Here is a 24,043-nt window from a genome sequence, read left to right as displayed (position 1 = left end):
CCGGCGGACAGCTCTGTGCAGGTGGACAGCCCGATGCAGCCGGACAGCCCCACGCGAACAGCGAGCCCCACGCGAGCAGACAGCCCCACGCGAACAGAGAGCACGACGCGGGCGGACGGCCCCCCACAGGCGGACACCCCGCCCCGGCCGTCCGCCCCGCCCCGGCCGGACGCCCCGGTGGACGCCGACGCCCTCGCCCGCTACCTGCGCGCCCAGGCCACGGAGTTCCTCCGCGCCCTGCGCCTGCACCGGGAGAACGGCGCGGGCGCGCCCGCCGCGGACGGTTCCGTCGACGCGGCCCGCGCCCTGCGCCGCGCGGCCCGCCGGATCAGCGGCAGCCTGCACACCTTCCAGGCGCTGCTCGACGGCGCCTGGGCGGAGGACATCCGCCCCGAGCTGGCCTGGCTGTCGGGCACGCTGGCGATGGAGCACGCGTACGCGTCCCGCCTCGAACGCCTGCTCCAGGCCCTGCACCGGCTGTCCGGCGTCTCGGCCTTCCCGGACCTGCCCCCGGGCGTCCCCGCCCAGCAGACGGCCGGGACCGAGCGCGGCGCCCTCACCGTGGGCGCGGCCAAGGCGGGCGCCCTGCTGGACCGCCAGCTGACCCTGGCCCGCACCCGGGCCCACTCCACGGCGCTCCAGGCCCTGGGCAGCAGCCGCTTCCACGCGGTCGCCGACAAGGTCGCCGTCCTGGCCAGCGACGTCCCGCTGGCCACCGGCGCGGCCGGCGCCGACCTGCGTCCGCTGGCCGCCGCCGCCGAGGAGCGCCTCACCGACGCCGTGGCCGCGCTGCCCCTGGTCACCGCCGGCAGCCCCTACAACGCGGAAGCCCTGGTCCACGGGCTGTCCCCGGACCCGTCCCCGCACCCGCAGGACGCCCCCTGGCACCAGGTACGCCTGCTGCTGCGCCTGCACCGCTACGCCCGTGAGGCCGTCACCGGCGGCGACACCTCCGTCGGCGTACGCCTGCTCGCCGCCGGTGAGGCCCTGGACCGGCACCGGGACGCCGCGGAGGCCGCCGCGGCCGCCGCCCAGGCGGCCCGCACCCCCCGGATCGCCCCGGCGACGGCGTACGCGCTGGGCGTGCTCCACGCCGACCAGCGGCATGAGGTGGAGGCGGCGCGGTACGCGTTCCAGCACTGCTGGCGCAAGGAAGCGGTCGGCACACCGTAGCCCCGGCACCGAGCGGAGGCATCCGTGAGCACCCCCGACGGCACCACGGTCCTGGCGGCCGGCTGCGTCCTGTGGCGCCGCTCGCCGGTCACCGGCGGGACGGAGCTGTGTCTCGTCCACCGGCCGAAGTACGACGACTGGTCCCACCCCAAGGGAAAGCTGAAGCCGGGCGAGGACGCCCTCGCCGGCGCCCTGCGCGAGGTCGCCGAGGAGACCGGGCACACCGCCGCGCCGGGCCCCGAGCTGCCGACCGCGCGCTATCCGGCCGACGGCCGGCCCAAGCAGGTGCGCTACTGGGCCGCCGAGGCCGTTTCCGGGACGTTCGTACCCAATGACGAGGTGGACCGCGTCCTGTGGCTGGCACCCGACGCCGCACGGGCCCGGCTCACTCGACCGAGGGACCGCGCCCTGGTCGACGCCCTGCTGACCACCGCCCGCCTGCCATAGTCGGAGTGACAGCCCACCGGAATCACCCCGTGTCCTCGACGTAAGCGTTCCGTGACCTCACCGCACCGTCCCCAGGGGTTCACCCCGCGTTCATTTACGGCCATCGGCGCCTTCACCTGTTCTGCCTAATTTCGGCCTTACCCGATACGGGGCGCACCTGGAAAACGCGTTCGTATCACCCCGAGTTTGCATATCCAGTCCCCAGCACCAGTCTTCGCACGCCGCCGAATCAGGACGGCGGCTCCAGGAAGGACTTTCCTCAAGTGAAGCTTCAGCGCATGAACCGGCGGGCCCTCGCTCTCGGTGCTCTCGCCGTCTCCGGCGCCCTGGCCCTCACGGCGTGCGGCTCCGACGAAACCGGTGACACCGGCAGCGGCGACACGTCGGCGAGCGCCAAGGCCGGCAACATCGACTGCGGCGACGCCTCGGGCCAGCTGCAGGCGTCCGGCTCCTCCGCCCAGAAGAACGCGATCGACGCCTGGATGAAGCAGTTCGCCGCGGCGTGCAAGAGCGTGCAGATCAACTACAACCCGACGGGTTCGGGCGCCGGCATCACCGCGTTCACCCAGGGTCAGACCGCGTTCGCCGGTTCGGACTCCGCGCTGAAGCCCGAGGAGATCACGGCCTCCAAGAAGGTCTGCTCCAACGGTCAGGCCATCGACCTGCCCATGGTCGGCGGCCCGATCGCCGTGGGCTTCAACGTTCCCGGTGTCGACGCGCTCACCCTGGACGCGGCCACCCTCGCCCAGATCTTCGACAGCAAGATCACCAACTGGAACGACGAGGCGATCGCCAAGCTCAACCCCGACGCCAAGCTTCCCGACCTGAAGATCCAGGCGTTCCACCGCTCGGACGAGTCCGGCACCACGGACAACTTCACCAAGTACCTCAAGGCCGCCGCTCCCGACGACTGGAGCTACGAGCCGGGCAAGTCCTGGGAGGCCAAGGGCGGCCAGTCCGCCTCCGGCTCCTCCGGCCTCGCGCAGCAGGTGACGCAGACCTCCGGTGCCATCTCCTACTTCGAGCTGTCCTACGCCGAGGGCGGCATCAAGACGGTCGACATCAAGACCGAGGCCGCCGAGCCGGTCAAGGCCACCGTCGAGAACGCGACCGCCGCCATCGGCGCCGCCAAGGTCGTCGGCACCGGCAAGGACATGGCGCTGGAGCTGGACTACACGCCGTCCGCCGCGGGCGCCTACCCGCTCACCCTGGTCACGTACGAGATCGTCTGCGACAAGGGCAACAAGGCGGAGACCCTGCCCGCGACCAAGGCGTTCCTCAACTACATCGCCTCCGAGGACGGTCAGGGCCTGCTGGCGGAGGCCGGCTACGCCCCGATGCCCGACGAGATCATCACCAAGGTCCGCGACACCATCTCGGGCCTGAGCTGACCCGAGTGCGGTCAGGTCCCCCGTACCTCGGGGGGACCTGACCGCACCGTCCGGTGCACCGCCGCCAGGAGCCCCCCGAGACGCGGGCGGCTCCGTCCGGGCCGTCCCCCACGACGGCTCCGCAGACCGGAGAACCCGATGGACATATCGACACAGAATCCCGCAGCCCCACCGAGCCCCCAGCCGACCGAAGCCGACCAGAAGCGGGCCGCCCGTGGCGCCACCCGCCCCGGAGACCGGATCTTCCTCGGCCTCTCCCGTGGCTCCGGCATCTTCGTCCTGGTCCTGATGGCCGCCATCGCGGCGTTCCTGACCTACCGCGCCGCGAACGCGATCGGCAACGACGAAGCCAACTTCTTCACCACCTTCGAGTGGAACCCCACCGGCGTGCCGCCGAAGTTCGGCATCGCGGTCCTGGCCTTCGGCACCATCGTGTCGTCGGTCATCGCCATGGCCATCGCGGTCCCGGTCGCGGTGGGCATCGCGCTGTTCATCACCCATTACGCGCCGCGCAAGCTCGGCGGCACGATCGCCTACGTGATCGACCTGCTCGCCGCCGTGCCGTCCATCGTCTACGGCCTGTGGGGCGCCCTCGTCCTCGTACCGCACCTGGTCGGGCTCTACGGCTGGCTGGACGAGTACCTCGGCTGGACCGGCGTCCTCGAATGGAACGACGGCGCGCCGCGCTCGCTGCTGACCGTGGGCATCCTGCTCGCGATCATGATCCTGCCGATCGTCACCAACGTGAGCCGTGAGGTCTTCCGGCAGGTCCCGCGCATGCACGAGGAGGCCGCGCTGGCCCTCGGCGCCACGCGCTGGGAGGTCATCCGCATGTCGGTGCTGCCCTTCGCGCGCTCCGGCGTCATCTCCGCCTCGATGCTCGGCCTCGGCCGCGCGCTCGGCGAGACGATGGCCGTGGCCATGGTCCTCTCCCCGACCTTCGACATCACCGCCAGCCTGCTCGACCCGGGCGGCGGCACGTTCGCGCAGAACATCGCCAGCAAGTTCAACGAGGCCACCCCGATGGGCCGCGACGCGCTGATCGCCTCCGGTCTCGTCCTCTTCGTCATCACCTTGCTGGTCAACGGCGCGGCCCGCATGATCATCGCCCGCCGCAAGGAGTACTCGGGGGCCAACGCATGAGCAACGCCACTCTCACCGAAAAGCCCGGCCAGCGTCCGCCGAGTTCGCTGCGCGGCGCGACCCTGCCCAAGTGGTTCGCGTGGGCGGTCGCCGCGGTCGCGGTCGTGCTGGGCCTCGGCATCAGCTTCGCGGCCGGCCTGGACAGCTCCATCCAGTGGGCGCTGATCGCCGCGGTCCTCTTCGTCCTCGGCACCTACGGCGTCTCCGCCAAGGTCGAGGGCGGGCGCCAGGCCAAGGACCGGGTGGCGACCAGTCTCGTCTGGGTCGCCTTCCTCCTGGCGGTCATCCCGCTGGCCTCCCTGGTCTGGACGACCGTCAAGCGCGGCGTCAAGGTCCTCGACGGGTACTTCCTCAGCCACTCGATGGGCGTCATCGGCGACTTCGAGCCCGGCGGCGGCATCTACCACGCCATCCTCGGCACCGCGGAGCAGGTCGGCCTGGCCGCCGTGATCTCCGTGCCGGTCGGCGTGCTGACCGCGATCTACCTGGTCGAGTACGGCCGCGGCCGGCTCGCGCAGGCCGTCACCTTCTTCGTCGACGTCATGACGGGCATCCCGTCGATCGTCGCGGGTCTGTTCATCCTCAGCCTGTGGGTCCTGATCCTGGACATGGGTCCGTCCGGCTTCGCCGGTTCGATGGCGCTGACCATCCTGATGATCCCGGTCGTCGTCCGCTCCACCGAGGAGATGCTGAAGCTCGTCCCGAACGAGCTGCGCGAGGCGTCCCTGGCCCTGGGTGTCCCGAAGTGGCGCACGATCCTCAAGGTGGTCCTGCCGACCTCCATCGGCGGCATCACCACCGGCATCATGCTGGCCATCGCCCGCATCACCGGTGAGACCGCCCCCGTGCTGCTGCTGGTCTGGGGCTCGGACTTCATCAACACGAACCCGTTCAAGGACGCGCAGGAATCGCTGCCGATGTACATCTATCTGCAGTACAGCGCCGGTTCCGAGCACTCGGTCAACCGTGCCTGGGCGGCGGCCCTGACGCTCATCGCGTTCATCATGATCCTCAACCTGGTGGCCCGCGGCATCGCCCGCTGGAAGGCCCCCAAGACCGGTCGCTAAGGCCCTCCCGACCCGAAAGAAGCAGTGATTCACATGGCCAAGCGCATCGATGTCAGCGGCCTCAACGCCTACTACGGCTCCTTCCTGGCCATCGAGGACATCTCGATGACCGTCGAACCCCGCTCGGTGACGGCCTTCATCGGCCCCTCCGGCTGCGGCAAGTCCACGTTCCTGCGCACGCTCAACCGCATGCACGAGGTGACGCCGGGCGGCCGGGTCGACGGCAAGGTCATGCTCGACGACGAGAACCTGTACGGCGCCGGGATCGACCCGGTGGCGGTGCGGCGTGAGGTCGGCATGGTCTTCCAGCGCCCGAACCCGTTCCCGACCATGTCCGTCTACGACAACGTGGCGGCCGGCCTGCGGCTCAACGGCCGGTACAAGAAGTCCGAGATGGACGACATCGTCGAGAAGTCCCTCAAGGGCGCGAACCTCTGGAACGAGGTCAAGGACCGCCTGAACAAGCCGGGCTCCGGTCTGTCGGGCGGCCAGCAGCAGCGGCTGTGCATCGCGCGGGCGATCGCGGTCGAGCCGAACGTGCTGCTGATGGACGAGCCCTGCTCGGCCCTCGACCCGATCTCCACCCTCGCCATCGAGGACCTGATCGGTGAGCTGAAGGAGCGCTTCACGATCGTCATCGTGACGCACAACATGCAGCAGGCGGCGCGCGTCTCGGACCGTACGGCGTTCTTCAACCTGGCGGCCGTCGGCCAGCCCGGCAAGCTCATCGAGATCGACGAGACGGAGCGGATCTTCTCCAACCCGTCGGTGCAGGCCACGGAGGACTACATCTCCGGCCGCTTCGGCTGAGCCTGCCCCTCTGATCCCTCGCGGTGCTGCATGGCGGTGCCACCGCGAGGAACGGGCCCGCCCCTGGCTCCCGGGGGCGGGCCCATTGCCGTATGCCCGCGAGTGCCTGCGGGTGCCTGCGAGTGCCTGCGGCGCCTGTGCGGGTTCGGTGGGGGTGCGCGTAGCGCCCACTCCGGTGCGGGTGGGCCGGGGCCGGGGTGGGGGGTGTCCGTCCTCGGAACGGCGCGGAATCGGTCACTTACGGGGGTGCGGCGGGTTGACGCGCCAACCGCTGCGGGCGGACACCCCCCACCCCGGCCCCTGCGCACCGTACGCGCGTGCGAGTACGTCCCCATGCCGCCGGCGCGGCATCGGGGACCCGCTCACTCGCGCGGGACGCGGGGCCGCTCACTCGCGCGGGCTGCGCAGGCCGCGTAACCGCGGGCATTCGTGCCGCCTGGGGCGGCACGGGTGGGCGCGGCGGCGCCCCGTCAGCGCCGGGTTGCGCCACCCACCCCCGCGTCGCGCCGCGTCACGTCAGAGAAACGCCAGCTGAACGACCCAGAACGACAACGCGGCCACCACCGCCGCAGCCGGCATCGTGATGAACCACCCCAGCACGATGTTCTTCGCCACGCCCCACCGCACCGCGTTCACCCGCTTCGTCGCCCCCACCCCCATGATCGACGAGGTGATGACATGCGTCGTGGAGATCGGCGCGTGAAAGAGGAACGACGTGGCGAACATGATCGACGCCCCGGTCGTCTCCGCCGCGAACCCCTGCGGCGGGTCGAGTTCGATGATCTTCCGGCCCAGCGTCCGCATGATCCGCCAGCCACCGGCGTACGTCCCCAGCGACAGCATCAGCGCGCAGACGATCTTCACCCAGATCGGGATCGGGTCGCCGTAGTCCTCGACGTCGGCGATGACCAGCGCCATCACCACGATGCCCATCGTCTTCTGCGCGTCCTGGAGGCCGTGGCCGAGGGCCATGCCCGCCGCCGACACCGTCTGCGCGATACGGAACCCGCGCTTCGCCTTGTGCGGGTTGGACCGCCGGAACAGCCACATGATCGCGGTCATGACCAGATAGCCGATGACCAGGCCGACCACCGGCGAGATGAACATGGGCAGGATGATCTTGTCGACGACCCCGCCCCAGTACACCTTGGTGCCGCCGGCCAGCGCCGCGCCCACCATCCCGCCGAACAGCGCGTGCGAGGAGGAGGAGGGCAGGCCGAAGTACCAGGTGACGAGGTTCCAGACGATCGCGCCGATCAGCGCGGCGAAGAGGATGCCCATCCCCGTCGAGCCCTCGGGCGTCTCGATCAGGCCCTCGCTGACGGTCTTGGCGACCCCGGAACCGAGGAACGCGCCGGCGAGGTTCATCACGGCCGCCATCGCGAGCGCGGCGCGGGGCGTCAGCGCCCGCGTCGACACCGATGTGGCGATCGCGTTGGCCGAGTCGTGGAAGCCGTTGGTGTAGGTGAAGAAAAGCGCGACCGCGACGGTCACGATCAGAGCGAAGGTGTCCATGGCGTGCGCTCAGGACTCCTTGACCGCGATGGTCTCCACCGTGTTCGCCACGTGCTCGAATGCGTCGGCCGCCTCTTCCAGGACGTCCACGATCTGCTTCAGCTTCAGCACCTCGATCGCGTCGTACTTGCCGTTGAAGAGGTGGGCCAGCAGCTTGCGGTGGATCTGGTCGGCCTGGTTCTCCAGCCGGTTGACCTCGATCCAGTACTCGGTGAGGTTGTCCATCGTGCGCAGGTTCGGCATGGCCTCGGCGGTCAGCTCGGCGGCCCGGGCCAGCACCTCGATCTGCTGCTCGACGCCCTTGGGCAGTTCCTCCACGTTGTAGAGGACGACGAGGTCGACGGCCTCCTCCATGAAGTCCATGATGTCGTCGAGGGACGACGCGAGGGTGTAGATGTCCTCACGGTCGAACGGCGTGATGAACGAGGAGTTCAGCTGGTGGAAGATCGCGTGCGTCGCATCGTCACCGGCGTGTTCCGCGGCCCGCATACGCTCTGCGATCTCGGCCCGGGCGGATGCGTCCGCCCCGAGCAGTTCCATCAGGAGTTTCGAGCCCGTGACGATGTTGTCCGCGGACGCGGCAAACATGTCATAGAAGCTCGTCTCCCTGGGGGTCAGACGAAAGCGCACGTGGGGTCCTCGGTATGCATCGGTTTCGGTCAGGCTGATGCTAGGCGCATCATCCGGCCACGGCTAACGGGCCGTCCCCCAGTGTCGCCCATCAGGCACAGTGATGAGCAGGGGGGCGACCCGGGGCCTGTTTCCGGACGTCGCGCACCGCATGGGCCAAGGGCCCCATACCCAGGGAAATTCGTTACCATATACCCACCAGGGGTATATGTAGGCGATCTGTCTCACAGGAGGACGCGATGACGACCACACAGGCCGGTGCCGGAGCGCCCTCGACCGAGGCGGAAACGGACATCGTGACCGACCACGACCGCGGGGTGCACGGCTACCACCACCAGAAGGACGAGCACCTCAAGCGGCTGCGCCGGATCGAGGGGCAGATCCGCGGCCTGCAGCGGATGGTCGACGAGGACGTCTACTGCATCGACATACTCACCCAGGTCTCCGCCTCCACCAAGGCCCTCCAGTCCTTCGCCCTCCAGCTCCTGGAGGAGCACCTGCGCCACTGCGTCGCGGACGCGGCCCTCAAGGGCGGCGCCGAGATCGACGCCAAGGTGGAGGAGGCCACGAAGGCGATCGGGCGGCTGCTGCGGACCTGAGGGTCAGCGCTCGGCGGCCCGCCTGGCGCGTTCTCGCTCCTCGGCCACCCGCAGCACCTCGTCGATGCTCTCCAGGCTGAGCCGTTCCCCGGCCGCGGACGCCGCGATGATCAGGTCTCCGCACAGTTCGATCTCGGCGAGGGCCACGTGGTCCTGAACCGCCGTACCGCCGACCGGAGCCACGCGCATCACCTCGTCCCTGCCAGTACCGGATTCCTAGAGTAGGGAGCGCTCCACACACCGCGCATGGCACGGACGGGCTAGTCCTGCTTGACAGCGGGCTCCTCGGCGATCTTGCCGGCGTAGATGTCGTCCTCGTCCGGCAGCCGTACGGTGACGGGGGCGCCGAAGTCGTACAGCAGCGTCGTCGAGGCCACCGCGACGGTGCCGTCCCGCTGCCCGTTGACGAAACCGAACCGGTGCCGGACCTTGCGGACCCGGCCCCGGTCGTCGAGGTAGGCGTCGAAGGGCACCCGGACGGTGGCGAACCCTTTCGCCGCCGCGCGCAGCGAGGTGCGCGCGCTGCCCTCGGCGCGCTCGGCGGCCCGCGCCAGGTCGGCGGTCCCCCGGTAGTGGTGCACCGGGGTTCCCGCGACCGCCGTCCGCCCGAGGTACACCGCCTCGTGGGTACCGCGCAGCACCTCCGTGGCGGTGAGCGGATCGGTGGCGCCGCCGGTCACCAGATTGCCGTCGGACAGGCTCGCGGTCTCCACCCGGACCCATTTGCCGGCGGGGACGCCGGCGCCCCGGTTCTTCATGAAGAGCGCGCCGGGAACCAGCAGTTCGGTGATGGGCCGGCGGTCGCTGGTGCCGGCCGCGTCCTGCGGCAGCCGTACCTTCAGCCGCCCGCGCCGCCCGGCGAAGTCGTAGACGCCCTCGCCCCGGACGGTGACCCGGGTGCCGCCGCTGGCCATCTGCATCGACGTGCGCGCCTTGGCGCTGCCGGACTCCGTCAGCCGGTCGGCCGCGCCGCGCAGGGTCCGGACCGGGTCGCCGAAGCGGGCCTCGGGCGCGACGGCGGCGGTGTCGGAACAGCCGCCGGCGCCCAGCCCGACGCAGGCCACGACGCCCGCCACGGCTCCGGCCGCGCCCAGTCGCCGCTGCTGCCGTCCCTGCCTCCTGGCCATCGCCTGCCTACCCCCGTCCCGGGCCGCCCGTCATGCCGGTTAACGACGTGCGGGTGACCCCGGTAACGTGGTCGCCGTGGCACAGCAGGACGGCCTTGACGCCCCCCGGGACCTCCCCGATTCCGCTGCGGAACACCGGACGACCACGGTCGAACAGGGACCCTTCTGTTCGGCCCGCTGCTCCTGCGGCTGGCGCGGACCGGCCCGCCGGGCGAGAAGCCTGGCGCGGACGGACGCGAGCAAGCACGTCGGTTCCTGAACGGCCGGATCACGTCGCCGGGGGAACCTCCGTCTCCTCCTCCCCGTCTCGCTCCACGAGCCCCCAGGGGATCGAGGAGACCGAGGAGACCGAGGACCCATGGACCGGCGTACCTTCCTCGGCGGCGCCGCCGCCGGCCTCACGGTGACGGCCACGTCCGCGTGCGACACCGACGGCAACGGCAGTGGCAGTGGCAGTGGCAGTGGCAGTGGATCGGGCGGCGGGTCGGGCGGCGGCAAGAACAGCGGCCCGTCGGGCACGGCCTCCCCGGGGCACAGTCCCGCCCCCGCCGACTGGAACGCCCTCGCCCGCTCCCTCGACGGCACCCTGGTCCGGCCCGGTGACGCCGACTGGGAACCCGCGCGGCAGCTCTACAACACCCGCTTCGACAGCCTGCGGCCCGCCGCCGTCGCCTACGTCGCCCACGCCTACGACATCCGCACCGCCCTGGCGTACGCCCGCGCCCACGGGGTCCGCCCGGCGATCCGGGGCGGCGGCCACTCCTACGCGGGCTGGTCCTCCGGCGACGACCGCCTGGTCATCGACGTCGCGGAGCTGAACGGCGTCCGCGCCTCGGGCGGCGAGGCCGTCGCCGGCGCCGGCGCCCGGCTGATCGACGTGTACCGTGCGCTGGCCGCCAAGGGCGTCACCGTCCCCGCCGGCTCCTGTCCCACCGTCGGCATCGGCGGCCTCACCCTCGGCGGCGGCCACGGCGTCGTCTCCCGCGCCTACGGCCTGACCTGCGACAGCCTGACCGGCGCCACCCTGATCACGGCCGCCGGCGAGCAGCTCACCGCCGACGCCGACGAGCACCCCGACCTGTTCTGGGCGCTGCGCGGCGCGGGCAACGGCAACTTCGGCGTCGTGACGGAACTGCGCTTCCGTACGCACGCCGCGCCCCAGGGCGTCACCGCGTACCTGACCTGGCCCTGGGCGAGGGCCGCGGAGGTGGTCGGCGCCTGGCAGGAGTGGGGGCCGGACCAGCCCGACGAGATCTGGTCGTCCCTGCACCTCGAAAGCGTGGACGGCGCCACCCCCACCGTCGCCGTCTCCGCCTTCTCGCTGGGCACCTACGGCGAACTCCAGAACGCCGTCGACCGCCTCGCCGACCGGATCGGCGCCCCGGCGAGCGGTGTCTCCCTGAACCGGCACACGTACGAGGAGACGATGGAGGCGTACGCCGGCTGCGCGTCCTTCGCCTCCGACGCCCGGTGCCACCTGCCCGGCACGGTCCCGGGCCGCTCCCCGGAGGGGGCCCTGGGGCGGGAGACGTACGCGGCCCGCTCGGACTTCTTCGACCGCTCGCTGCCGGCGGCCGGGATCAGCACCCTGCTCTCCCAGGTGCGCTCGGTGCGCGGCGGCACCGGCACCGTCGCGTTCACGGCGCTCGGCGGGGCGGTCAACCGGGTCTCCCCGACGGCCACCGCCTTCGTGCACCGCCGTTCCCGGACGCTCGCCCAGTACCTGGTCTCCTGGCCGGCCGGCGAGAGCGGCGCCGTCGGCCGGTCCTGGCTGGCCGCCTCCCACGCCGCCCTGCGGCCGTACGCCTCGGGAGCCGCCTACCAGAACTACCCCGACCCGGACCTGACGGACTGGCGGACGGCGTACTACGGGGACGCCGCGCCCCGGCTGGCGAAGGTGAAGCGGCGGTACGACCCGGACCGCCTGTTCACCTGGCCGCAGGCCCTGTGACCGTCAGGCCGCGAGGTCCCGCTCGCCCGCCTCCGCGGACTCCCGCTCCGTGCGCGCGCCGGGGATCACGGCGTCCCGTGTCCCGGACGCGGATCGCCCCCGCGCGCTGATCAGCCACCCCACGCGCGGGGAGCGCTCGATCGCCCGGGCCAGCGGGGTCAGCAGGGCCATGGCCACCGGCGAGAGCAGCAGGGCCACCGCGGTGCCGAGCGCGAAGCCGCCGACGACGTCGGTCGGGTAGTGCACGCCCATGTAGACCCGGCAGAACCCGCCGAGCAGCGCCAGCACGATCGCCACGACGCCGAACTTGCGGCGGGCGACGAACAGGGCGACGGCCATCGCCATGACGAGGGTGGCGTGGTCGCTGACGAAGGAGAAGTCGTTCTTGCCGTCGACGAGGACTTCCAGGCCCTGGTGGTCCTTGAACGGCCGGGGCCGCTCCACGAAGCCCCGGATCGGCACGTTGACCAGCACGGCTATGCCGGCCGCGAGCGGCGCCCAGACCAGCGCGGCCACCGCGGGGGCCGCGTCCTCGCCGCCCCGGCGCCGTACGCCCCACCAGCACCACAGCACGAGCGCGAGGATGGCGAAGAGCAGCCCGTACTCACCGGTGAACTCCATGACCCGGTCGAACCAGTGCGGCGCGTCCTTGGCCAGGCCGTTGATGTCGTAGAGCAGGTCGACGTCGGGGTTCGACCCGGAATCGGCGAGTCCAGCCATAATGCTGCGGCCCCTTCGTCATGTTCTCCGGCACGTCTTTTGCGCGCGCCTCTCCTGCCACCCCCGTGGTGGTAGATCCGCTGGGCGTCCGCCGGCTCGCACATCTACGCCAACAGGAACGCACGGCCCTCGGCGTTCCGTTCCACAATCCACGAAATGATCACGGAGACGTTATCGAAGAGAGATGCATCGTCGCAGCTCAGGGGAAGGGTTCACGGTCCGTTCAGGCGTTTCCGGGGAGCGCTTTCGCGCCATCCTCGGTCACCCGGGTGGCCCCGAAGTAGTCCGGGGTGTCGATCGGGTCGAACCGGATCACGGCACCCGTATAAGGCGCGTTGATCATCTGTCCGCCGCCGACATAGATCCCGACATGCCGGATGGCTCGCGAATTGGTCAGATCGTCCGAGAAGAACACCAGATCGCCGGGGAGCAGCTCGTCCCGGGAGGGGTGCGGTCCGGCGTTGTACTGGTCGTTGGCGACGCGTGGCAGCGTGATCCCCACCGACGCGTACGCGGCCTTGGTCAGACCCGAGCAGTCGAAGCGTCCGCCCTGGTCAGCGGTGCCGTTGCCGCCCCAGAGGTAGGGCGTGCCGAGCTTGTCCTGGGCGTAGGTGATGGCTCCGGCGGCCTGCTCGGTGGGGTCGACCCGGGTCTCGGGCGCGGCGAAGCTCTCCGCGAGCGTCGTGATCCGCTTGACGTAGTTCTGCGTCTCCGCGTACGGGGGCACACCCTGGTACCGGATCACCGCGTCAGGGCCGGCGTTGTAGGCGGCCAGCATGTTTTCGGTCAAATTTCCGGGAACGCTCTTCACGTACGACGCGAGGGAGCAGTCGTAGGCGGCGGCCGACGGGATCGCGTCGGCCGGGTCCCACACGTCCCGGTCCCCGTCGCCGTCCCCGTCGACGCCGTGCGTCGCCCAGGTGCCGGGGATGAACTGCGCTATCCCCTGCGCCGCCGCCGCGCTCCGCGCCTTGGGGTTGAAGCCGCTCTCCTGGTAGAGCTGCGCGGCCAGCAGGGCCGGGTTGATCGCCTCGCAGGACCGGCCCGCCTTGGCCACCAACGCCTCGTACGCGGCGGGCACCGCCCCCTTGGCCAGATTCTTCGCCCCGCCGCTCACGCCGCCCGCCAGGCTCCCGGCGGCCATGTACACGCCGACGACGAGCAGCATGACGAAGCCCATACCGAGCCCGACCGCCGCGCCACCGATCACCCACACTTTTCGCACGGCCCAACCTTGCCCCATACAGGCGCTGTTCAGCACTCTTTCCGGCAAGAGTGGCGTTATTCGGCCGCGAACCGGCCGACCTGACGTCTTGACAGTCCCGCGCCGGCCCCCTCCTCCGCGCCGAAGCCGCTCACACAACAGAGGTAGCCTTCGCCCACGGAACGAGTGGATCCGCTCACCCGCTCGCCCGACGGCCCGGCCACCCCTCGGACCTGACGAACCGTAGAAGTGCCCAACGACGAAACCACACGACAGGTTCCGCTTCAGCCTGATTGCCCGGCGTGACCTGCCGTGATACACAGAGTGACCATGTGACTGCTCGCCCCCGGACTCCACGCCTCCCTGAGCGCCCGGCGTGAACCGGTGGCAAGCTGTTCGTACAAAACCCGCCAATCAATGACGCCAAGTCGACATACGACGGCGGCATTGTCGGCGACAATGAGGCGTGACCTCTGCACGACCGCAGAGGATGCGGAACTACCCACCAGGGGCGGTGACTTACATGTTCTTTGCGGCCGACAAGGGAGACATCAACACCATCATCGGCGGGATCGCTCCCGACTGGGGCCCCTTCGGGGCGCTGGGGACCGAGGCGAAGACGATGGTCCAGGTCGTCATGGCGGTCGCCATCCTGCTCTGTCTCGGCATCGCCATCTGGGGCGCCGCCAAGCAGCGCATCGGCGCCACCGCGCTGCGTGACACCTTCAGCGCGGAGCAGGGCAAGGGCCTCATCATCGCCGGCCTGACGGGCGTCTTCATCATCGGATCGCTCGGCACGCTCTTCACCATCGTCTACGGCATGGCCGTGTAGCCGGCCACCGTCCGACAGCCCGCCGGTCCGCGGGCACGCCGGCCTCCCGTTCCCTTCCTCCCCAACCACCACCCGCCCGTCGTGCCCCCCGGCTGAGGTTGCGTCACCCTGATGTCGAGTCACCACACCGCGCCCGCGCGGGAACCAGTGCGGCTACCGTCGTACTACTACGGCACGGGTTACGGGCACCCGGTTCCGCACGACGTCGAGGGGGCGTACGCGGCATGAGTCTCGGAGACGAGCACCAGTCCTCCGGCGGTTACGGCGGCACCCGCACCCGCCTGCCCGAAGGCGACGGCGACCCCTACGGCTCCCCGCGCAGGGGCGGCCGGTCCTCCTCGCGGAGCCTGGTCACGGTGGTCGGCGTGGTGGTCGTCCTGATCGCCGCGATCGCCTTCGCGAACCGTGGAGGAGACGATTCCGCGACCTCTGCGGAATCCGCCGACAAGCCCGCCGCCGCGGCGACCGCCCCCACCGGGAAGCAGCCGGTCCGGTCGGGCTTCGCCCACGACGAACAGGGCGCGCAGAGCGCCGCCGCCAACTACGCGGTCACCCTCGGCTCGACCGGCATGTTCACCAAGGACACCCGGCACGAGATCGTCGACGCCCTGTACACCCCGGACGCGGCGGCCGCGCTGAAGGGGCCGATGGACGCCGCGTACTCGGCCGGCTTCCTCGCCAGGCTGGGGCTGAACGCCGACGGCGAGGCACCGAAGGGAAGCACCTTCGTCTCCCGCGTCACACCACTGGGCACCTCCGTCGAGACGTACGGCGACGGCGACGCCCGGGTCGCCGTCTGGTACATGGGGCTGCTCGGAACCTCGGCGGAGAAGACCACCAACCCCATCACCTCGTCGTGGAAGACCTGGACCTTCGACCTGCGCTGGACGGACGGCGACTGGAAGATCGTCAAGGACACGCAGAAGGACGGCCCCGCCCCGGTCCCCGGCGACGACAGGGCCGCCACGTCCGAAGAGATCAGCAAGGCCATCGAGGAGTACGGAGGGTTCACGTATGCCCGGTAACCCGCGTCGTGCGCTCACGCTGGCCGGAGCGCTGACGGCCGTACAGACCGCGGTCGTCCTGCTGGCGACCCGCACCGCCGCCGCGCCCACGCCCGATCCGTCCGGCAGTCCCTCGGCATCCCCGTCGCCGTCGTCGTCGTTCGACTGCAGCAAAGTCTCCGGCCAGGCCAAGGATCTGTGCGAGGAGGGCAACGGGACCAGCGACGGCTCCGCCCCCTCCCTCGACGTCAGCACCACCGCCGACCCCCTCTCCTCCCTCGCCAAGGGCTGCGCCGAAGCAGCCGCCTGGACCGTCGACAAACTCAGCGAGGCGGTGAAGGACACCGCCGACGTCGACTTCACCAACCCCAAGTTCCTCCAGCAGTACGCCGTGGTCTTCGCCGCCTCGACCATCCTCACCCTGGTCCTGTGGCTGCTGGCGGTCGCCAAGCGCGCCGTGCGCGGCGTCCCGCTGACCACCGCCCTGTCCGAGGCCGTCGGCTTCCTGTGGCTGACCGTCCTCGCCTCGGCCTTCACGCCGCTGATCCTCTACACGGTCGTCTCGGCCACCGACGGCGTCACGGAGGTGCTCGCCCAGGCCACCGGCGACCAGACGGACACGTTCTTCGGCACCTTCTCCGGCGCCCTGGAGAAGGGCGAGGACATCGGCGGCGGCCCGATCATGCTGATCGTGGTCTCCCTGGTGTCGATCCTCGCCGCCGGCGTCCTCTGGCTGGAACTGGTCATCCGCGCCGCCCTGCTCTACGTCGGCGCCCTGCTCGGCACCGTCGTCTACGCCGGCCTCGTCGACAAGAACCTGTGGGGCCACGTCCGCCGCTGGGCCGGAATCATGATCGCCGTGATCCTGGTCAAGCCGGTCATCGTCATCGTCCTCGGCCTGGCCGGCGCGCTCTCCGCCGACGACGGACCGGACGCCTTCTCCGCCGTCGTCTCCGGCCTCGCCATCATCCTGCTGGCCATCTTCGCCTCCGCGATGATCTACCGCTTCGTCCCCGGCTTCGGCGACGAGATCGCCGGCTCCCGCAACAACCGCCTGATGCGAGGCGCCGAGAACAAGGCCGCCGCCGTCATCAGCTCCCCGGCCAACCTCGTCGCCCAGGGCATCAGAACCCACAGCACCCGCAACAACGGCGACGGCGGAGGCGGCGGCCAGTCCGCGTCCGGCCCCCGCCCCGCCAACCCCGCCTCCGGCGGCGTCGCCGCGCACAGCACCCGCGCCTCGAACGGCGGCGGCGGAACCGTCCCCTCCGCCGCGCCCGCGCCGCGCTCCGGCAGCCCGATGAACAGCCCCCACTCCAGCAACACCCGCAACAGCAAGAGCACAGGAGGTGACGGGCGTTGACGACCGAGTCCCACGTGTCCCATCCGGTCACGCCCCGCCGTACGTATCTCATCGGCCGCGCCCGGCCGAACGCGATCGTCGGCCGCAACCGCGAGACCGGCGAGATCGCGCTGATCGTCGTCGGCGCCTTCCTCGGCATGATGTGCGGGCTGCTCGTCCCCGTCCTCTCCCTGCGCATCGTGCTGCTGGCCGGCTTCCCGATGCTCGCGCTGGCCGCGGTCTACGTGCCGTACAAGCACCGCACGTTCTACAAGTGGTTCGAGATCAACCGCAGCTACAAGCGGACGCTGCGCAAGGGCACGACGTACCGTTCCGGCGCCGTCGAGGCCGGCACCCGCCTCGACGGCCGCGAGGTCGAGATCGGCCCGCCCCCCGGCATCGGCCGCATCACCTGGCTCGCCGCCCCCTTCGGCCCCGACGAGATCGCCGTACTGCTGCACGCCGACCGCAAGACGGTCACCGCGGCGATCGAGATCGAGGGCCCCGGCGTCGGCCTGCGCGACTCCGAGGACCAGGAGGCCCTGGTCGACCGCTTCGGCACGCTGCTCAAGCACGTGGCCAACGGCGACGGCTTCGTCACCCGCCTCCAGATGCTGGCCCGCACCCTGCCCGCCGACCCCGACGCGCACGCCAAGGACGTCGCCCAGCGCGGCGACGAAAAGGCCCTGCCCTGGCTCCAGCAGTCCTACGACCAGCTGCAGTCGATGGTGTCCACCAGCAGCGAGCAGCACCGCGCCTACCTCGTCGCCTGCATGCACTACACCCGCGAGCTGGCCGCCGAGGCCCACGCCATGGCCCGCGCCACCCGCCCCCAGGGCGGCCGCAGGCTGGACCGCGACGCCGGTCTCGCCGTCGTCATGGCCCGCGAGCTGACCGACATCTGCTCGCGCCTCCAGGAGGCCGACATCCGCGTCCGCCAGCCCCTCGGGCAGGGCCGGCTCGCCTCCCTCATCCACTCCATGTACGACCCGGACCACCCCATCGACCACATCCAGGCGATGACCCAGCGCAACGCCTGGCCGGCCGAGCTGGACGCCATGGAGCCCACGTACCTCCAGGCCAAGACCCGCGAGTCGGCCACCCGCGCCCCCTGGTGCCACGCCACCGCCTGGGTGAAGGAGTGGCCGATGACCCCCGTCGGCGTCAACTTCCTCGCGCCCCTCCTGGTCCACACCCCGGACGTCATCCGCACGGTCGCCGTCACCATGGACCTCGAACCCACCGAGGTCGCCATCGAACGCATGCTGACCGAGAAGACCAACGACGTGGCCGAGCAGTCCCGCGCCGCCAAGATGAACCGCACGGTCGACCCGCGCGACATGGCCGCCCACGACCGCCTCGACCAGCGCGGCGAGGACCTCGCCAGCGGCGCCGCCGGCGTCAACCTGGTCGGCTACATCACCGTCTCCTCACGCAACCCCGAGGCCCTCGCCCGCGACAAGCGGACGATCAGGGCGTCGGCCGGCAAGTCGTACCTGAAACTGGAATGGTGCGACCGAGAGCACCACCGCGCCTTCGTGAACACGCTTCCGTTCGCCACCGGCATCCGAAGGTAGGGGCTGAGCCTGATGCGGGATCCGCTGACCGTCCTCACCGAAGCCTTCACGTCCTTCCTCTTCGGGAAGGTCGAGACGACCCGCCTCCCCGTCCGCACCTCCACGGGCCAGGCCCAGGCCGTCTACCTCCCCACCGCGGCCCCCGGCCTCGGCGACTCAGGCGTGATCATCGGCCGCGAGGTCTACTCCGGCAAGGGCTACATCTACGACCCCTTCCAGCTCTACGGCCAGCAGCTCCCGGCCCCGCACTGGCTGGTCCTCGGCGAGTCCGGCAACGGCAAGTCGGCCCTGGAGAAGACGTACGTCCTGCGCCAGCTCCGCTTCAAGGACCGCCAGGTCGTCGTCCTGGACGCACAGGGCGAGGACGGCGCCGGCGAATGGAACCTCATCGCCCAGGAGCTGGGCATAACTCCCATCCGCCTGGACCCGATGGCCGCGCTCGACCAGGGCATCCGGCTCAACCCCCTCGACCCCGCGATCACCACCACGGGCCAGCTGGCGCTGCTCCGCACGATCATCGAGGTCGCGATGGGCCACGGCCTCGACGAGCGCTCCGGCTTCGCCCTGAAGGTCGCCCACGCCTACGTCAACGAGACGATCGTCGAACGCCAGCCGGTCCTCTCCGACATCGTCGAGCAGCTGCGCCACCCCGAGCCCGAATCCGCCGAGGCGATGAACGTCGCCATAGACGACGTACGCGCCTGGGGCCTGGACGTCGCCCTGGTCCTGGACCGCCTGGTCGACGGCGACCTGCGCGGCATGTTCGACGGCCCGACGACCGTCGGCATCGACCTGGACGCGCCCCTGATCGTCTTCGACCTCTCCCACATCGACCGCAACTCCATCGCCATGCCGATCCTGATGGCGATCGTCGGCGTGTGGCTGGAACACACCTGGATCCGACCCGACCGCAAGAAGCGCATCTTCCTGGTCGAAGAGGCCTGGCACATCATCAACAGCCCGTTCGTCGCCCAGCTCTTCCAGCGCCTGCTGAAGTTCGGCCGCCGGCTCGGCCTGTCCTTCGTGGCGGTCGTCCACCACCTCTCCGACGTGGTCGACGGCGCGGCGGCGAAGGAGGCGGCGGCGATCCTGAAGATGGCGTCGACCAGGACGATCTACGCCCAGAAAGCCGACGAGGCCCGCGCCACCGGCCGCGTCCTGGGCCTCCCCCGCTGGGCCGTGGAAATCATCCCGACGCTCACCCCCGGCATCGCCGTCTGGGACGTCAACGGCAACGTCCAGGTCGTCAAACACCTGGTCACCGAGACCGAACGCCCCCTGGTCTTCACGGACCGCGCGATGACCGAGTCCTCCGCCGACTTCGCCGACGACGCCCTGCACGCCGCCGAACTGGAGGCCGAGGAGCGGGCGGCGGCCTTCGTGGAACAGCACCTCGGCGACTCGTCCGAATCGACGGTCGCCTAACGGGAGGGACCGATGAGACCCGACGACCGACGGCCCGGCGGCCACAGCGGCGGCATCCCCGACGGCCTGCTGCTCGGCATCCTCGGCTTCCTCCTCGGCATGACCGTCCTGGTGTGGACGGCGACGGGCCTGTCCGCCCTGTTCGCCCACGGCGCCTGGCCGCAGGGCCTCTCCTTCACCCGCACCCCCCTGGCCATGCGCCACCTGATCACCCACCCCGACGACCTCCCCGGCGCCTGGTCCGGCGTCCCCGCCGCCGGCCTCTCCGGCCCCGGCCTCTTCTGGGGCCTGTTCATCGGCCAGCTGATGATCCTGGTGGTGCTGACGGTCTTCGTCCTGGGCACGCTGGCCCGGTGGAAGGCCGTACGGCGGCGGCGCCGCGAGACACCGCCCCCGCCCCCGCCCCACGAGGTCCCGGCACCGCGACAGGAGACGCCCGCACCGGAAGAGCCCTCACCCTCTGCCGCCGACGGCAAACGGGTGGGCGAGTGGGAAACCTCCCGCACCGAAGGCGCGGTCCACTACGGCCAGAGGCAAGCCCACCACACCACCGCGACCCGGGCCCTCGCGGACGCGGAGGGCCCCGCCCTCGTCCTCACCTCGTCCCCCGCCCTCTGGCAGGAAACAAAGGACGCCCGAGCCAAACTCGGCCCCGTCCACCTCTACGACCCCACCCACCGCTGCGACACCCCGTCCCGCCTCCACTGGTCCCCCACCACCGGCTGCGAGGACAAGCAGACAGCCACCGCCCGCGCCACCGCCCTCCTCGCCCCCGTACGCCCCACCGCCCGCCTGGACCAGGCGATCACCGACACCGCGGAAACCCTCCTGCGCAGCTACCTGCACGCCGCGGCCGTGGACGCCCGCACCGTCCGCCACGTCCACCGCTGGTCCCAGGGCACCCAGGTCCAGGACGCCGTCCGCGTCCTCCGTACGAACCCGAAGGCCGCCCCCGGCACCGCCGGCGAGCTGGAAGCCGCGCTCACCGCGCACCCCGACCGCCGCGACATGGCCCACCAGTTGACCAACCGTGCCCTGGCCGCCCTCTCCACGCTCAACATCCGCGAGAGCTGCACTCCCCACCGAACCGACACGCTCGCCCTGGATTCCTTCATCCACGAAGGGGGAACCCTTTACGTGGTAGGTGAACCCATCGAGGACCCCAGGACGGCCCCCGGGGCCATGCCCCTCCTGACGGCCCTCGTCTCCAGCGTGGTCGAGCACGGCCGGCGCATGGCCGAACGGTCATCCTCCGGTCGGCTCGACCCACCACTGACGCTCGTCCTCGACGACGTCGCCGCGGTGGCTCCGCTTCCCCGACTACCGGAGCTGCTCGCCACCGGGGCGGACCGGGGCCTGCCGACCCTGGCCCTGCTCCGGTCCCCCGAACAGGCCCGCGCCCGCTGGCCCCACGACAACCTGCCGGTCTGACCTCAGCGCCCGTCGAGCACGTACTCCAGTTCGTTCTGCCCGGGAGCGCCGGCCAGCGGAATCACCCGCCCGCTCTCCTCGAACCCCAGCTTCCGGTACAGCCCCCGCGCCCGCCCGTTGTCCTCGTTCACGATGAGCCGCATCCGCTCCACCCCGCGCCCCCACGCCCAGTCCAGCGCGGCGGCGAACAGCGCCTTGGTCAGCCCGCTCCCCCGCCACTCGGGCCGCACGTACACCCCGACGAGATGCCCCTGCCGCCGCTCGACGGGAAACCCTGCCCAGTCCGTGGTCCCGGCCTCCTCGATCAGCGCGGTCACCGTCCCGAGCCAGGCCCCGCCCGGCCCCTCGGCGATGACCTGCCGCACCCGCTCCGAGCCCTCCGCGCCCCCGGCCGCCCGCTCCTGCCAGAAGGAGTCCGGCCGCTTCACGGCCTCCTCGTACGTGTCCAGGAACGCCAGGTGCGCCACCGGATCCCGCAGCATCCGCAGCGCCAGCTCCCGCACGGCCGTCCATTCGTCGGCACGGACCGGACGGATCACGTAGTCCCCAGGGGGCGAGGCAGTCATGCGGGTCACGGTAATACCCCGGTACTACGTTCCTCATCCCATATACGTCCCCCAGCCGGACGCCCCGGCCGACCGGACCCGCCACCATGGTGCCGTGACGGAAGAACGCCCGGCCGAGCCCCTCACCGAGTACGTCCAGCGGATCAACGGCCGCGTCCGTGCCTTCGACCGGCGCCACCCCCTGGTGTGGGACCTGCTCCTGACGGGCTTCTGGGTGATGGCCGCTCTGATCGACTTCATGAGCGAGGGCTGGCGCAACATCGCCCTGAATCCCGACGCTCCCGCCTCGCTCGTCCTCACCCTGAGCCTGGGCCTCTCCGTCCCCCTGCTCCGCCGCCGCACCCACCCCCGGGCCGCCCTGCTCGTCATCGCTCCCTTCGCCGTCGTCAACGCCTGGGCGGGCACGTCCCTCCAGGCCACCCAGATGCAACTGCTCCTCGTCTACCACCTCGCCCTGCGCCGGCCCCTGCGCAACCTGTGGTGGGCGACGGCGCTGGTCACCGCCCCGGTCTGCCTCTCCGTCCTCCGCCATGGCGAGGGCACCTGGAGCCAGCAGGTCGGCTCCCAGGTGACGGCGATCGCCGCGGCCGCCCTGATCGGCGTCACGATCCGCACCCGCCGCGACTACACCGAGGCCCTGGAGGACCGCGCCCGCCGCCTGGAGACCGAACGCGACCAGCAGGCCCGGCTCGCCGCCGCCGCCGAACGCGCCCGGATCGCCCGCGAGATGCACGACATCATCGGCCACCACCTCTCCGTCATCACCGGCCTCGCCGACGGCGGCCGCTACGCCGCCGCCAAGTCCCCCGACCGGGCCGCCCAGGCCCTGGACGCCATCGGCACCACGAGCCGCGAGGCCCTCGGCGAACTCCGCCACCTCCTGGACGTCCTCCGCGAGGACGACACGGCCGCCCGGACCGCCGAACTGACCCCCCAGCCCAGCCTCACCGACCTCGACCGCCTGATCACCGGCGTCCGCAAGGCCGGCCTCCCGGTCCGCACGACCGTCCGCGGCCGCCCCGCCCTCGCCCCCGGCCGCCAACTGGCCCTCTACCGCGTGATCCAGGAATCCCTCACCAACACCCTCAAACACGCCGGCCCCGACGCCACCTCCCACATAGACCTCTCCTACGAGGAAGGCGGCGCCGTCACCCTCACCGTCACCGACACCGGCCGCGGCGCCCCTCCCGACGCCCCCGCCGACGGCCGCGGCCTGCCCGGCATGCGCGAGCGAACGGCCCTGTACGGCGGCACACTTGAGGCCGGCCCCCGCCCCGCCCCCGACCACGGGTGGCGCGTCCGTCTGTACCTCCCGGAGGAGAACCCGCAGTGACCACCGTCCTCATCGCCGACGACCAGCCCCTCCAGCGCTTCGGCTTCCGGATGCTGCTGGAGAGCCAGGACGACATGGCAGTCCTCGGCGAGGCGGCCGACGGCACCGAGGCCGTCCGCATGACCACGGAACTCCACCCCGACGTGGTCCTCATGGACGTCCGCATGCCCGGCCTGGACGGCATCGAGGCGACCCGCCGCATCACCACCGCCGGCGACCGCACCCGGGTGCTCATCCTCACCACGTTCGACCTGGACGAGTACGCCTACTCCGGCCTCCGCGCCGGCGCCTCCGGCTTCCTGGTCAAGGACGCCCAGCCGGAGGAACTCCTCTCCGGCATACGGGCGGTGGCCTCCGGCGACGCCGTGGTGGCCCCCAGCCTGACCCGCCGCCTCCTCGACACCTACGTCCACCACCTGCCGGCACCCACAGCGGCACCCACCACCCCCGACCCCCGCCTGGCCCCCCTCACGGACCGCGAACGGGAAATCCTCACCGTCATCGGCCAGGGCTGGACCAACACGGAAATAGCGGCCCGGCTCCACCTGGCGGAATCCACGGTGAAAACCCACGTCGGCCGCGTCCTCGCCAAGACCGGCTCAAGAGACCGCGTCCAGGCGGTGATCCTGGCCTACGACACGGGCCTGGTGAACCCGTCCTGAACGCAGAAAACCCCCGCACCGAAAGGTGCGGGGGTTCCCCTCTATTCCAAAAATTGTTCGGCGGCGTCCTACTCTCCCACAGGGTCCCCCCTGC

At 71.2% G+C, this 24,043-nt stretch carries 24 protein-coding genes; 17 read left to right on the top strand and 7 right to left on the bottom strand.

All coding sequences use genetic code 11. From position 1 onward, the window contains the following. Window positions 1-177 precede the first annotated feature (177 nt). The 6 genes from ACZ3IG_RS30770 to pstB all read left to right on the top strand — a co-directional run bounded on the left by ACZ3IG_RS30770 (window position 178) and on the right by pstB (window position 6,031). A complete protein-coding gene (locus ACZ3IG_RS30770; RefSeq protein ID WP_467436148.1) occupies window positions 178-1,173 on the top strand; it encodes a CHAD domain-containing protein in 996 nt (331 codons plus the stop codon). Window positions 1,174-1,197: 24 nt separating this feature from the next. Beyond that, window positions 1,198-1,620 carry an NUDIX hydrolase gene (locus ACZ3IG_RS30765; protein ID WP_467436147.1) on the top strand — a complete coding sequence of 141 codons (423 nt, stop codon included), beginning with the start codon at window positions 1,198-1,200 and terminating at the stop codon, window positions 1,618-1,620. A 263-nt stretch (window positions 1,621-1,883) separates the two neighbouring features. Then, entirely contained in the window at window positions 1,884-3,011 is a 1,128-nt protein-coding gene (gene pstS / locus ACZ3IG_RS30760) for a phosphate ABC transporter substrate-binding protein PstS (protein ID WP_467436145.1), read from the top strand. Window positions 3,012-3,149: 138 nt separating this feature from the next. Beyond that, window positions 3,150-4,154: a phosphate ABC transporter permease subunit PstC gene (pstC, locus tag ACZ3IG_RS30755; protein WP_467436144.1), complete on the top strand. Its 1,005-nt coding sequence runs from the start codon at window positions 3,150-3,152 to the stop codon at window positions 4,152-4,154. Next, a complete protein-coding gene (gene pstA, locus ACZ3IG_RS30750) occupies window positions 4,151-5,221 on the top strand; it encodes a phosphate ABC transporter permease PstA (protein WP_467436143.1) in 1,071 nt (356 codons plus the stop codon). Before pstC ends, pstA begins: the two co-directional genes overlap by 4 nt. Window positions 5,222-5,254: 33 nt before the next feature. Continuing rightward, a complete protein-coding gene (gene pstB, locus ACZ3IG_RS30745) occupies window positions 5,255-6,031 on the top strand; it encodes a phosphate ABC transporter ATP-binding protein PstB (protein WP_403537747.1) in 777 nt (258 codons plus the stop codon). 516 nt (window positions 6,032-6,547) lie between these two features. Here the strand turns inward: pstB and ACZ3IG_RS30740 are convergent. Together ACZ3IG_RS30740 and ACZ3IG_RS30735 are read right to left on the bottom strand one after the other, a co-directional pair. Beyond that, on the bottom strand, window positions 6,548-7,546 hold the full coding sequence (locus ACZ3IG_RS30740; RefSeq protein WP_467436141.1) for an inorganic phosphate transporter: 999 nt from the start codon (window positions 7,544-7,546) through the stop codon (window positions 6,548-6,550). A 9-nt stretch (window positions 7,547-7,555) separates the two neighbouring features. Continuing rightward, the gene (locus tag ACZ3IG_RS30735; protein ID WP_189421789.1) at window positions 7,556-8,176 is read right to left on the bottom strand and encodes a DUF47 domain-containing protein; all 621 of its coding nucleotides are present in this window, start codon (window positions 8,174-8,176) and stop codon (window positions 7,556-7,558) included. Between the two features lie 239 nt (window positions 8,177-8,415). Between ACZ3IG_RS30735 and ACZ3IG_RS30730 the strand changes: the two genes are divergently transcribed. After that, window positions 8,416-8,775: a metal-sensitive transcriptional regulator gene (locus ACZ3IG_RS30730; RefSeq protein WP_467436139.1), complete on the top strand. Its 360-nt coding sequence runs from the start codon at window positions 8,416-8,418 to the stop codon at window positions 8,773-8,775. Between the two features lie 3 nt (window positions 8,776-8,778). Here ACZ3IG_RS30730 and ACZ3IG_RS30725 read toward each other — a convergent pair whose 3' ends face one another. Next, on the bottom strand, window positions 8,779-8,964 hold the full coding sequence (locus tag ACZ3IG_RS30725; protein ID WP_467436138.1) for a hypothetical protein: 186 nt from the start codon (window positions 8,962-8,964) through the stop codon (window positions 8,779-8,781). A gap of 71 nt (window positions 8,965-9,035) precedes the next feature. Next, a complete protein-coding gene (locus tag ACZ3IG_RS30720) occupies window positions 9,036-9,902 on the bottom strand; it encodes an SCO4651 family lipoprotein (protein ID WP_467436137.1) in 867 nt (288 codons plus the stop codon). A 76-nt stretch (window positions 9,903-9,978) separates the two neighbouring features. Between ACZ3IG_RS30720 and ACZ3IG_RS30715 the strand changes: the two genes are divergently transcribed. Then, a complete protein-coding gene (locus ACZ3IG_RS30715; protein WP_467436135.1) occupies window positions 9,979-10,161 on the top strand; it encodes a hypothetical protein in 183 nt (60 codons plus the stop codon). Between the two features lie 99 nt (window positions 10,162-10,260). Then, window positions 10,261-11,853: an FAD-binding oxidoreductase gene (locus ACZ3IG_RS30710; protein WP_467436134.1), complete on the top strand. Its 1,593-nt coding sequence runs from the start codon at window positions 10,261-10,263 to the stop codon at window positions 11,851-11,853. A gap of 3 nt (window positions 11,854-11,856) precedes the next feature. Here the strand turns inward: ACZ3IG_RS30710 and ACZ3IG_RS30705 are convergent, their stop codons facing one another. Next, complete coding sequence (locus ACZ3IG_RS30705) at window positions 11,857-12,573, bottom strand: phosphatase PAP2 family protein (protein WP_403537758.1); 717 nt, start codon at window positions 12,571-12,573, stop codon at window positions 11,857-11,859. 223 nt (window positions 12,574-12,796) lie between these two features. Beyond that, on the bottom strand, window positions 12,797-13,816 hold the full coding sequence (locus ACZ3IG_RS30700; protein WP_467436132.1) for a bifunctional lytic transglycosylase/C40 family peptidase: 1,020 nt from the start codon (window positions 13,814-13,816) through the stop codon (window positions 12,797-12,799). A gap of 484 nt (window positions 13,817-14,300) precedes the next feature. Between ACZ3IG_RS30700 and ACZ3IG_RS30695 the strand changes: the two genes are divergently transcribed. From ACZ3IG_RS30695 to ACZ3IG_RS30670, 6 genes are all read left to right on the top strand, one after another. Further along, window positions 14,301-14,609 (top strand): hypothetical protein, encoded by a 309-nt coding sequence (locus ACZ3IG_RS30695; protein ID WP_215169250.1) that lies wholly within the window; start codon window positions 14,301-14,303, stop codon window positions 14,607-14,609. A 224-nt stretch (window positions 14,610-14,833) separates the two neighbouring features. After that, the gene (locus ACZ3IG_RS30690) at window positions 14,834-15,634 is read left to right on the top strand and encodes a DUF8175 domain-containg protein (protein WP_467436131.1); all 801 of its coding nucleotides are present in this window, start codon (window positions 14,834-14,836) and stop codon (window positions 15,632-15,634) included. Beyond that, a complete protein-coding gene (locus tag ACZ3IG_RS30685) occupies window positions 15,624-16,976 on the top strand; it encodes a hypothetical protein (RefSeq protein WP_467436129.1) in 1,353 nt (450 codons plus the stop codon). Before ACZ3IG_RS30690 ends, ACZ3IG_RS30685 begins: the two co-directional genes overlap by 11 nt. After that, window positions 16,973-18,532, top strand: coding sequence for an SCO6880 family protein (locus tag ACZ3IG_RS30680; RefSeq protein WP_467436128.1), 1,560 nt, complete (start codon window positions 16,973-16,975; stop codon window positions 18,530-18,532). Before ACZ3IG_RS30685 ends, ACZ3IG_RS30680 begins: the two co-directional genes overlap by 4 nt. A gap of 12 nt (window positions 18,533-18,544) precedes the next feature. Further along, entirely contained in the window at window positions 18,545-19,957 is a 1,413-nt protein-coding gene (locus ACZ3IG_RS30675; protein ID WP_403537765.1) for an ATP-binding protein, read from the top strand. Between the two features lie 12 nt (window positions 19,958-19,969). Continuing rightward, window positions 19,970-21,388: a type IV secretory system conjugative DNA transfer family protein gene (locus tag ACZ3IG_RS30670; protein WP_467436126.1), complete on the top strand. Its 1,419-nt coding sequence runs from the start codon at window positions 19,970-19,972 to the stop codon at window positions 21,386-21,388. A gap of 2 nt (window positions 21,389-21,390) precedes the next feature. On the opposite strand, the gene ACZ3IG_RS30665 is transcribed toward ACZ3IG_RS30670, so the two are convergent. Continuing rightward, window positions 21,391-21,954, bottom strand: a complete 564-nt coding sequence (locus ACZ3IG_RS30665) for a GNAT family N-acetyltransferase (protein ID WP_467436125.1) — start codon at window positions 21,952-21,954, stop codon at window positions 21,391-21,393. A 94-nt stretch (window positions 21,955-22,048) separates the two neighbouring features. Here ACZ3IG_RS30665 and ACZ3IG_RS30660 point away from each other — a divergent pair, with 94 nt between their 5' ends. Together ACZ3IG_RS30660 and ACZ3IG_RS30655 are read left to right on the top strand one after the other, a co-directional pair. After that, window positions 22,049-23,287, top strand: a complete 1,239-nt coding sequence (locus ACZ3IG_RS30660; RefSeq protein WP_467436123.1) for a sensor histidine kinase — start codon at window positions 22,049-22,051, stop codon at window positions 23,285-23,287. Continuing rightward, window positions 23,284-23,949 carry a response regulator gene (locus ACZ3IG_RS30655; RefSeq protein ID WP_467436122.1) on the top strand — a complete coding sequence of 222 codons (666 nt, stop codon included), beginning with the start codon at window positions 23,284-23,286 and terminating at the stop codon, window positions 23,947-23,949. The genes ACZ3IG_RS30660 and ACZ3IG_RS30655 overlap by 4 nt, the downstream gene beginning before the upstream one ends. Window positions 23,950-24,043: the final 94 nt, after the last annotated feature.

Source organism: Streptomyces sp. NPDC016677 (assembly GCF_055562815.1).
Note: the sequence above shows the minus strand (reverse complement) of the source record. Positions and strands in the feature narration are given on the sequence as shown.

What these genes read in the sequence shown, in the direction of transcription:
- ACZ3IG_RS30695 (WP_215169250.1), top strand. Translation starts at nt 14,301, where the DNA reads ATGTTCTTTGCGGCCGACAAGGGAGACATCAACACCATCATCGGCGGG.
- pstB (WP_403537747.1), top strand. Translation starts at nt 5,255, where the DNA reads ATGGCCAAGCGCATCGATGTCAGCGGCCTCAACGCCTACTACGGCTCC.
- ACZ3IG_RS30675 (WP_403537765.1), top strand. Translation starts at nt 18,545, where the DNA reads ATGCGGGATCCGCTGACCGTCCTCACCGAAGCCTTCACGTCCTTCCTC.
- ACZ3IG_RS30730 (WP_467436139.1), top strand. Translation starts at nt 8,416, where the DNA reads ATGACGACCACACAGGCCGGTGCCGGAGCGCCCTCGACCGAGGCGGAA.
- ACZ3IG_RS30725 (WP_467436138.1), bottom strand. Translation starts at nt 8,964, where the DNA reads ATGCGCGTGGCTCCGGTCGGCGGTACGGCGGTTCAGGACCACGTGGCC.
- ACZ3IG_RS30705 (WP_403537758.1), bottom strand. Translation starts at nt 12,573, where the DNA reads ATGGCTGGACTCGCCGATTCCGGGTCGAACCCCGACGTCGACCTGCTC.
- ACZ3IG_RS30670 (WP_467436126.1), top strand. Translation starts at nt 19,970, where the DNA reads ATGAGACCCGACGACCGACGGCCCGGCGGCCACAGCGGCGGCATCCCC.
- ACZ3IG_RS30740 (WP_467436141.1), bottom strand. Translation starts at nt 7,546, where the DNA reads ATGGACACCTTCGCTCTGATCGTGACCGTCGCGGTCGCGCTTTTCTTC.
- ACZ3IG_RS30685 (WP_467436129.1), top strand. Translation starts at nt 15,624, where the DNA reads ATGCCCGGTAACCCGCGTCGTGCGCTCACGCTGGCCGGAGCGCTGACG.
- ACZ3IG_RS30690 (WP_467436131.1), top strand. Translation starts at nt 14,834, where the DNA reads ATGAGTCTCGGAGACGAGCACCAGTCCTCCGGCGGTTACGGCGGCACC.
- pstA (WP_467436143.1), top strand. Translation starts at nt 4,151, where the DNA reads ATGAGCAACGCCACTCTCACCGAAAAGCCCGGCCAGCGTCCGCCGAGT.
- ACZ3IG_RS30700 (WP_467436132.1), bottom strand. Translation starts at nt 13,816, where the DNA reads ATGGGGCAAGGTTGGGCCGTGCGAAAAGTGTGGGTGATCGGTGGCGCG.
- ACZ3IG_RS30720 (WP_467436137.1), bottom strand. Translation starts at nt 9,902, where the DNA reads ATGGCCAGGAGGCAGGGACGGCAGCAGCGGCGACTGGGCGCGGCCGGA.
- pstC (WP_467436144.1), top strand. Translation starts at nt 3,150, where the DNA reads ATGGACATATCGACACAGAATCCCGCAGCCCCACCGAGCCCCCAGCCG.
- ACZ3IG_RS30665 (WP_467436125.1), bottom strand. Translation starts at nt 21,954, where the DNA reads ATGACTGCCTCGCCCCCTGGGGACTACGTGATCCGTCCGGTCCGTGCC.
- ACZ3IG_RS30710 (WP_467436134.1), top strand. Translation starts at nt 10,261, where the DNA reads ATGGACCGGCGTACCTTCCTCGGCGGCGCCGCCGCCGGCCTCACGGTG.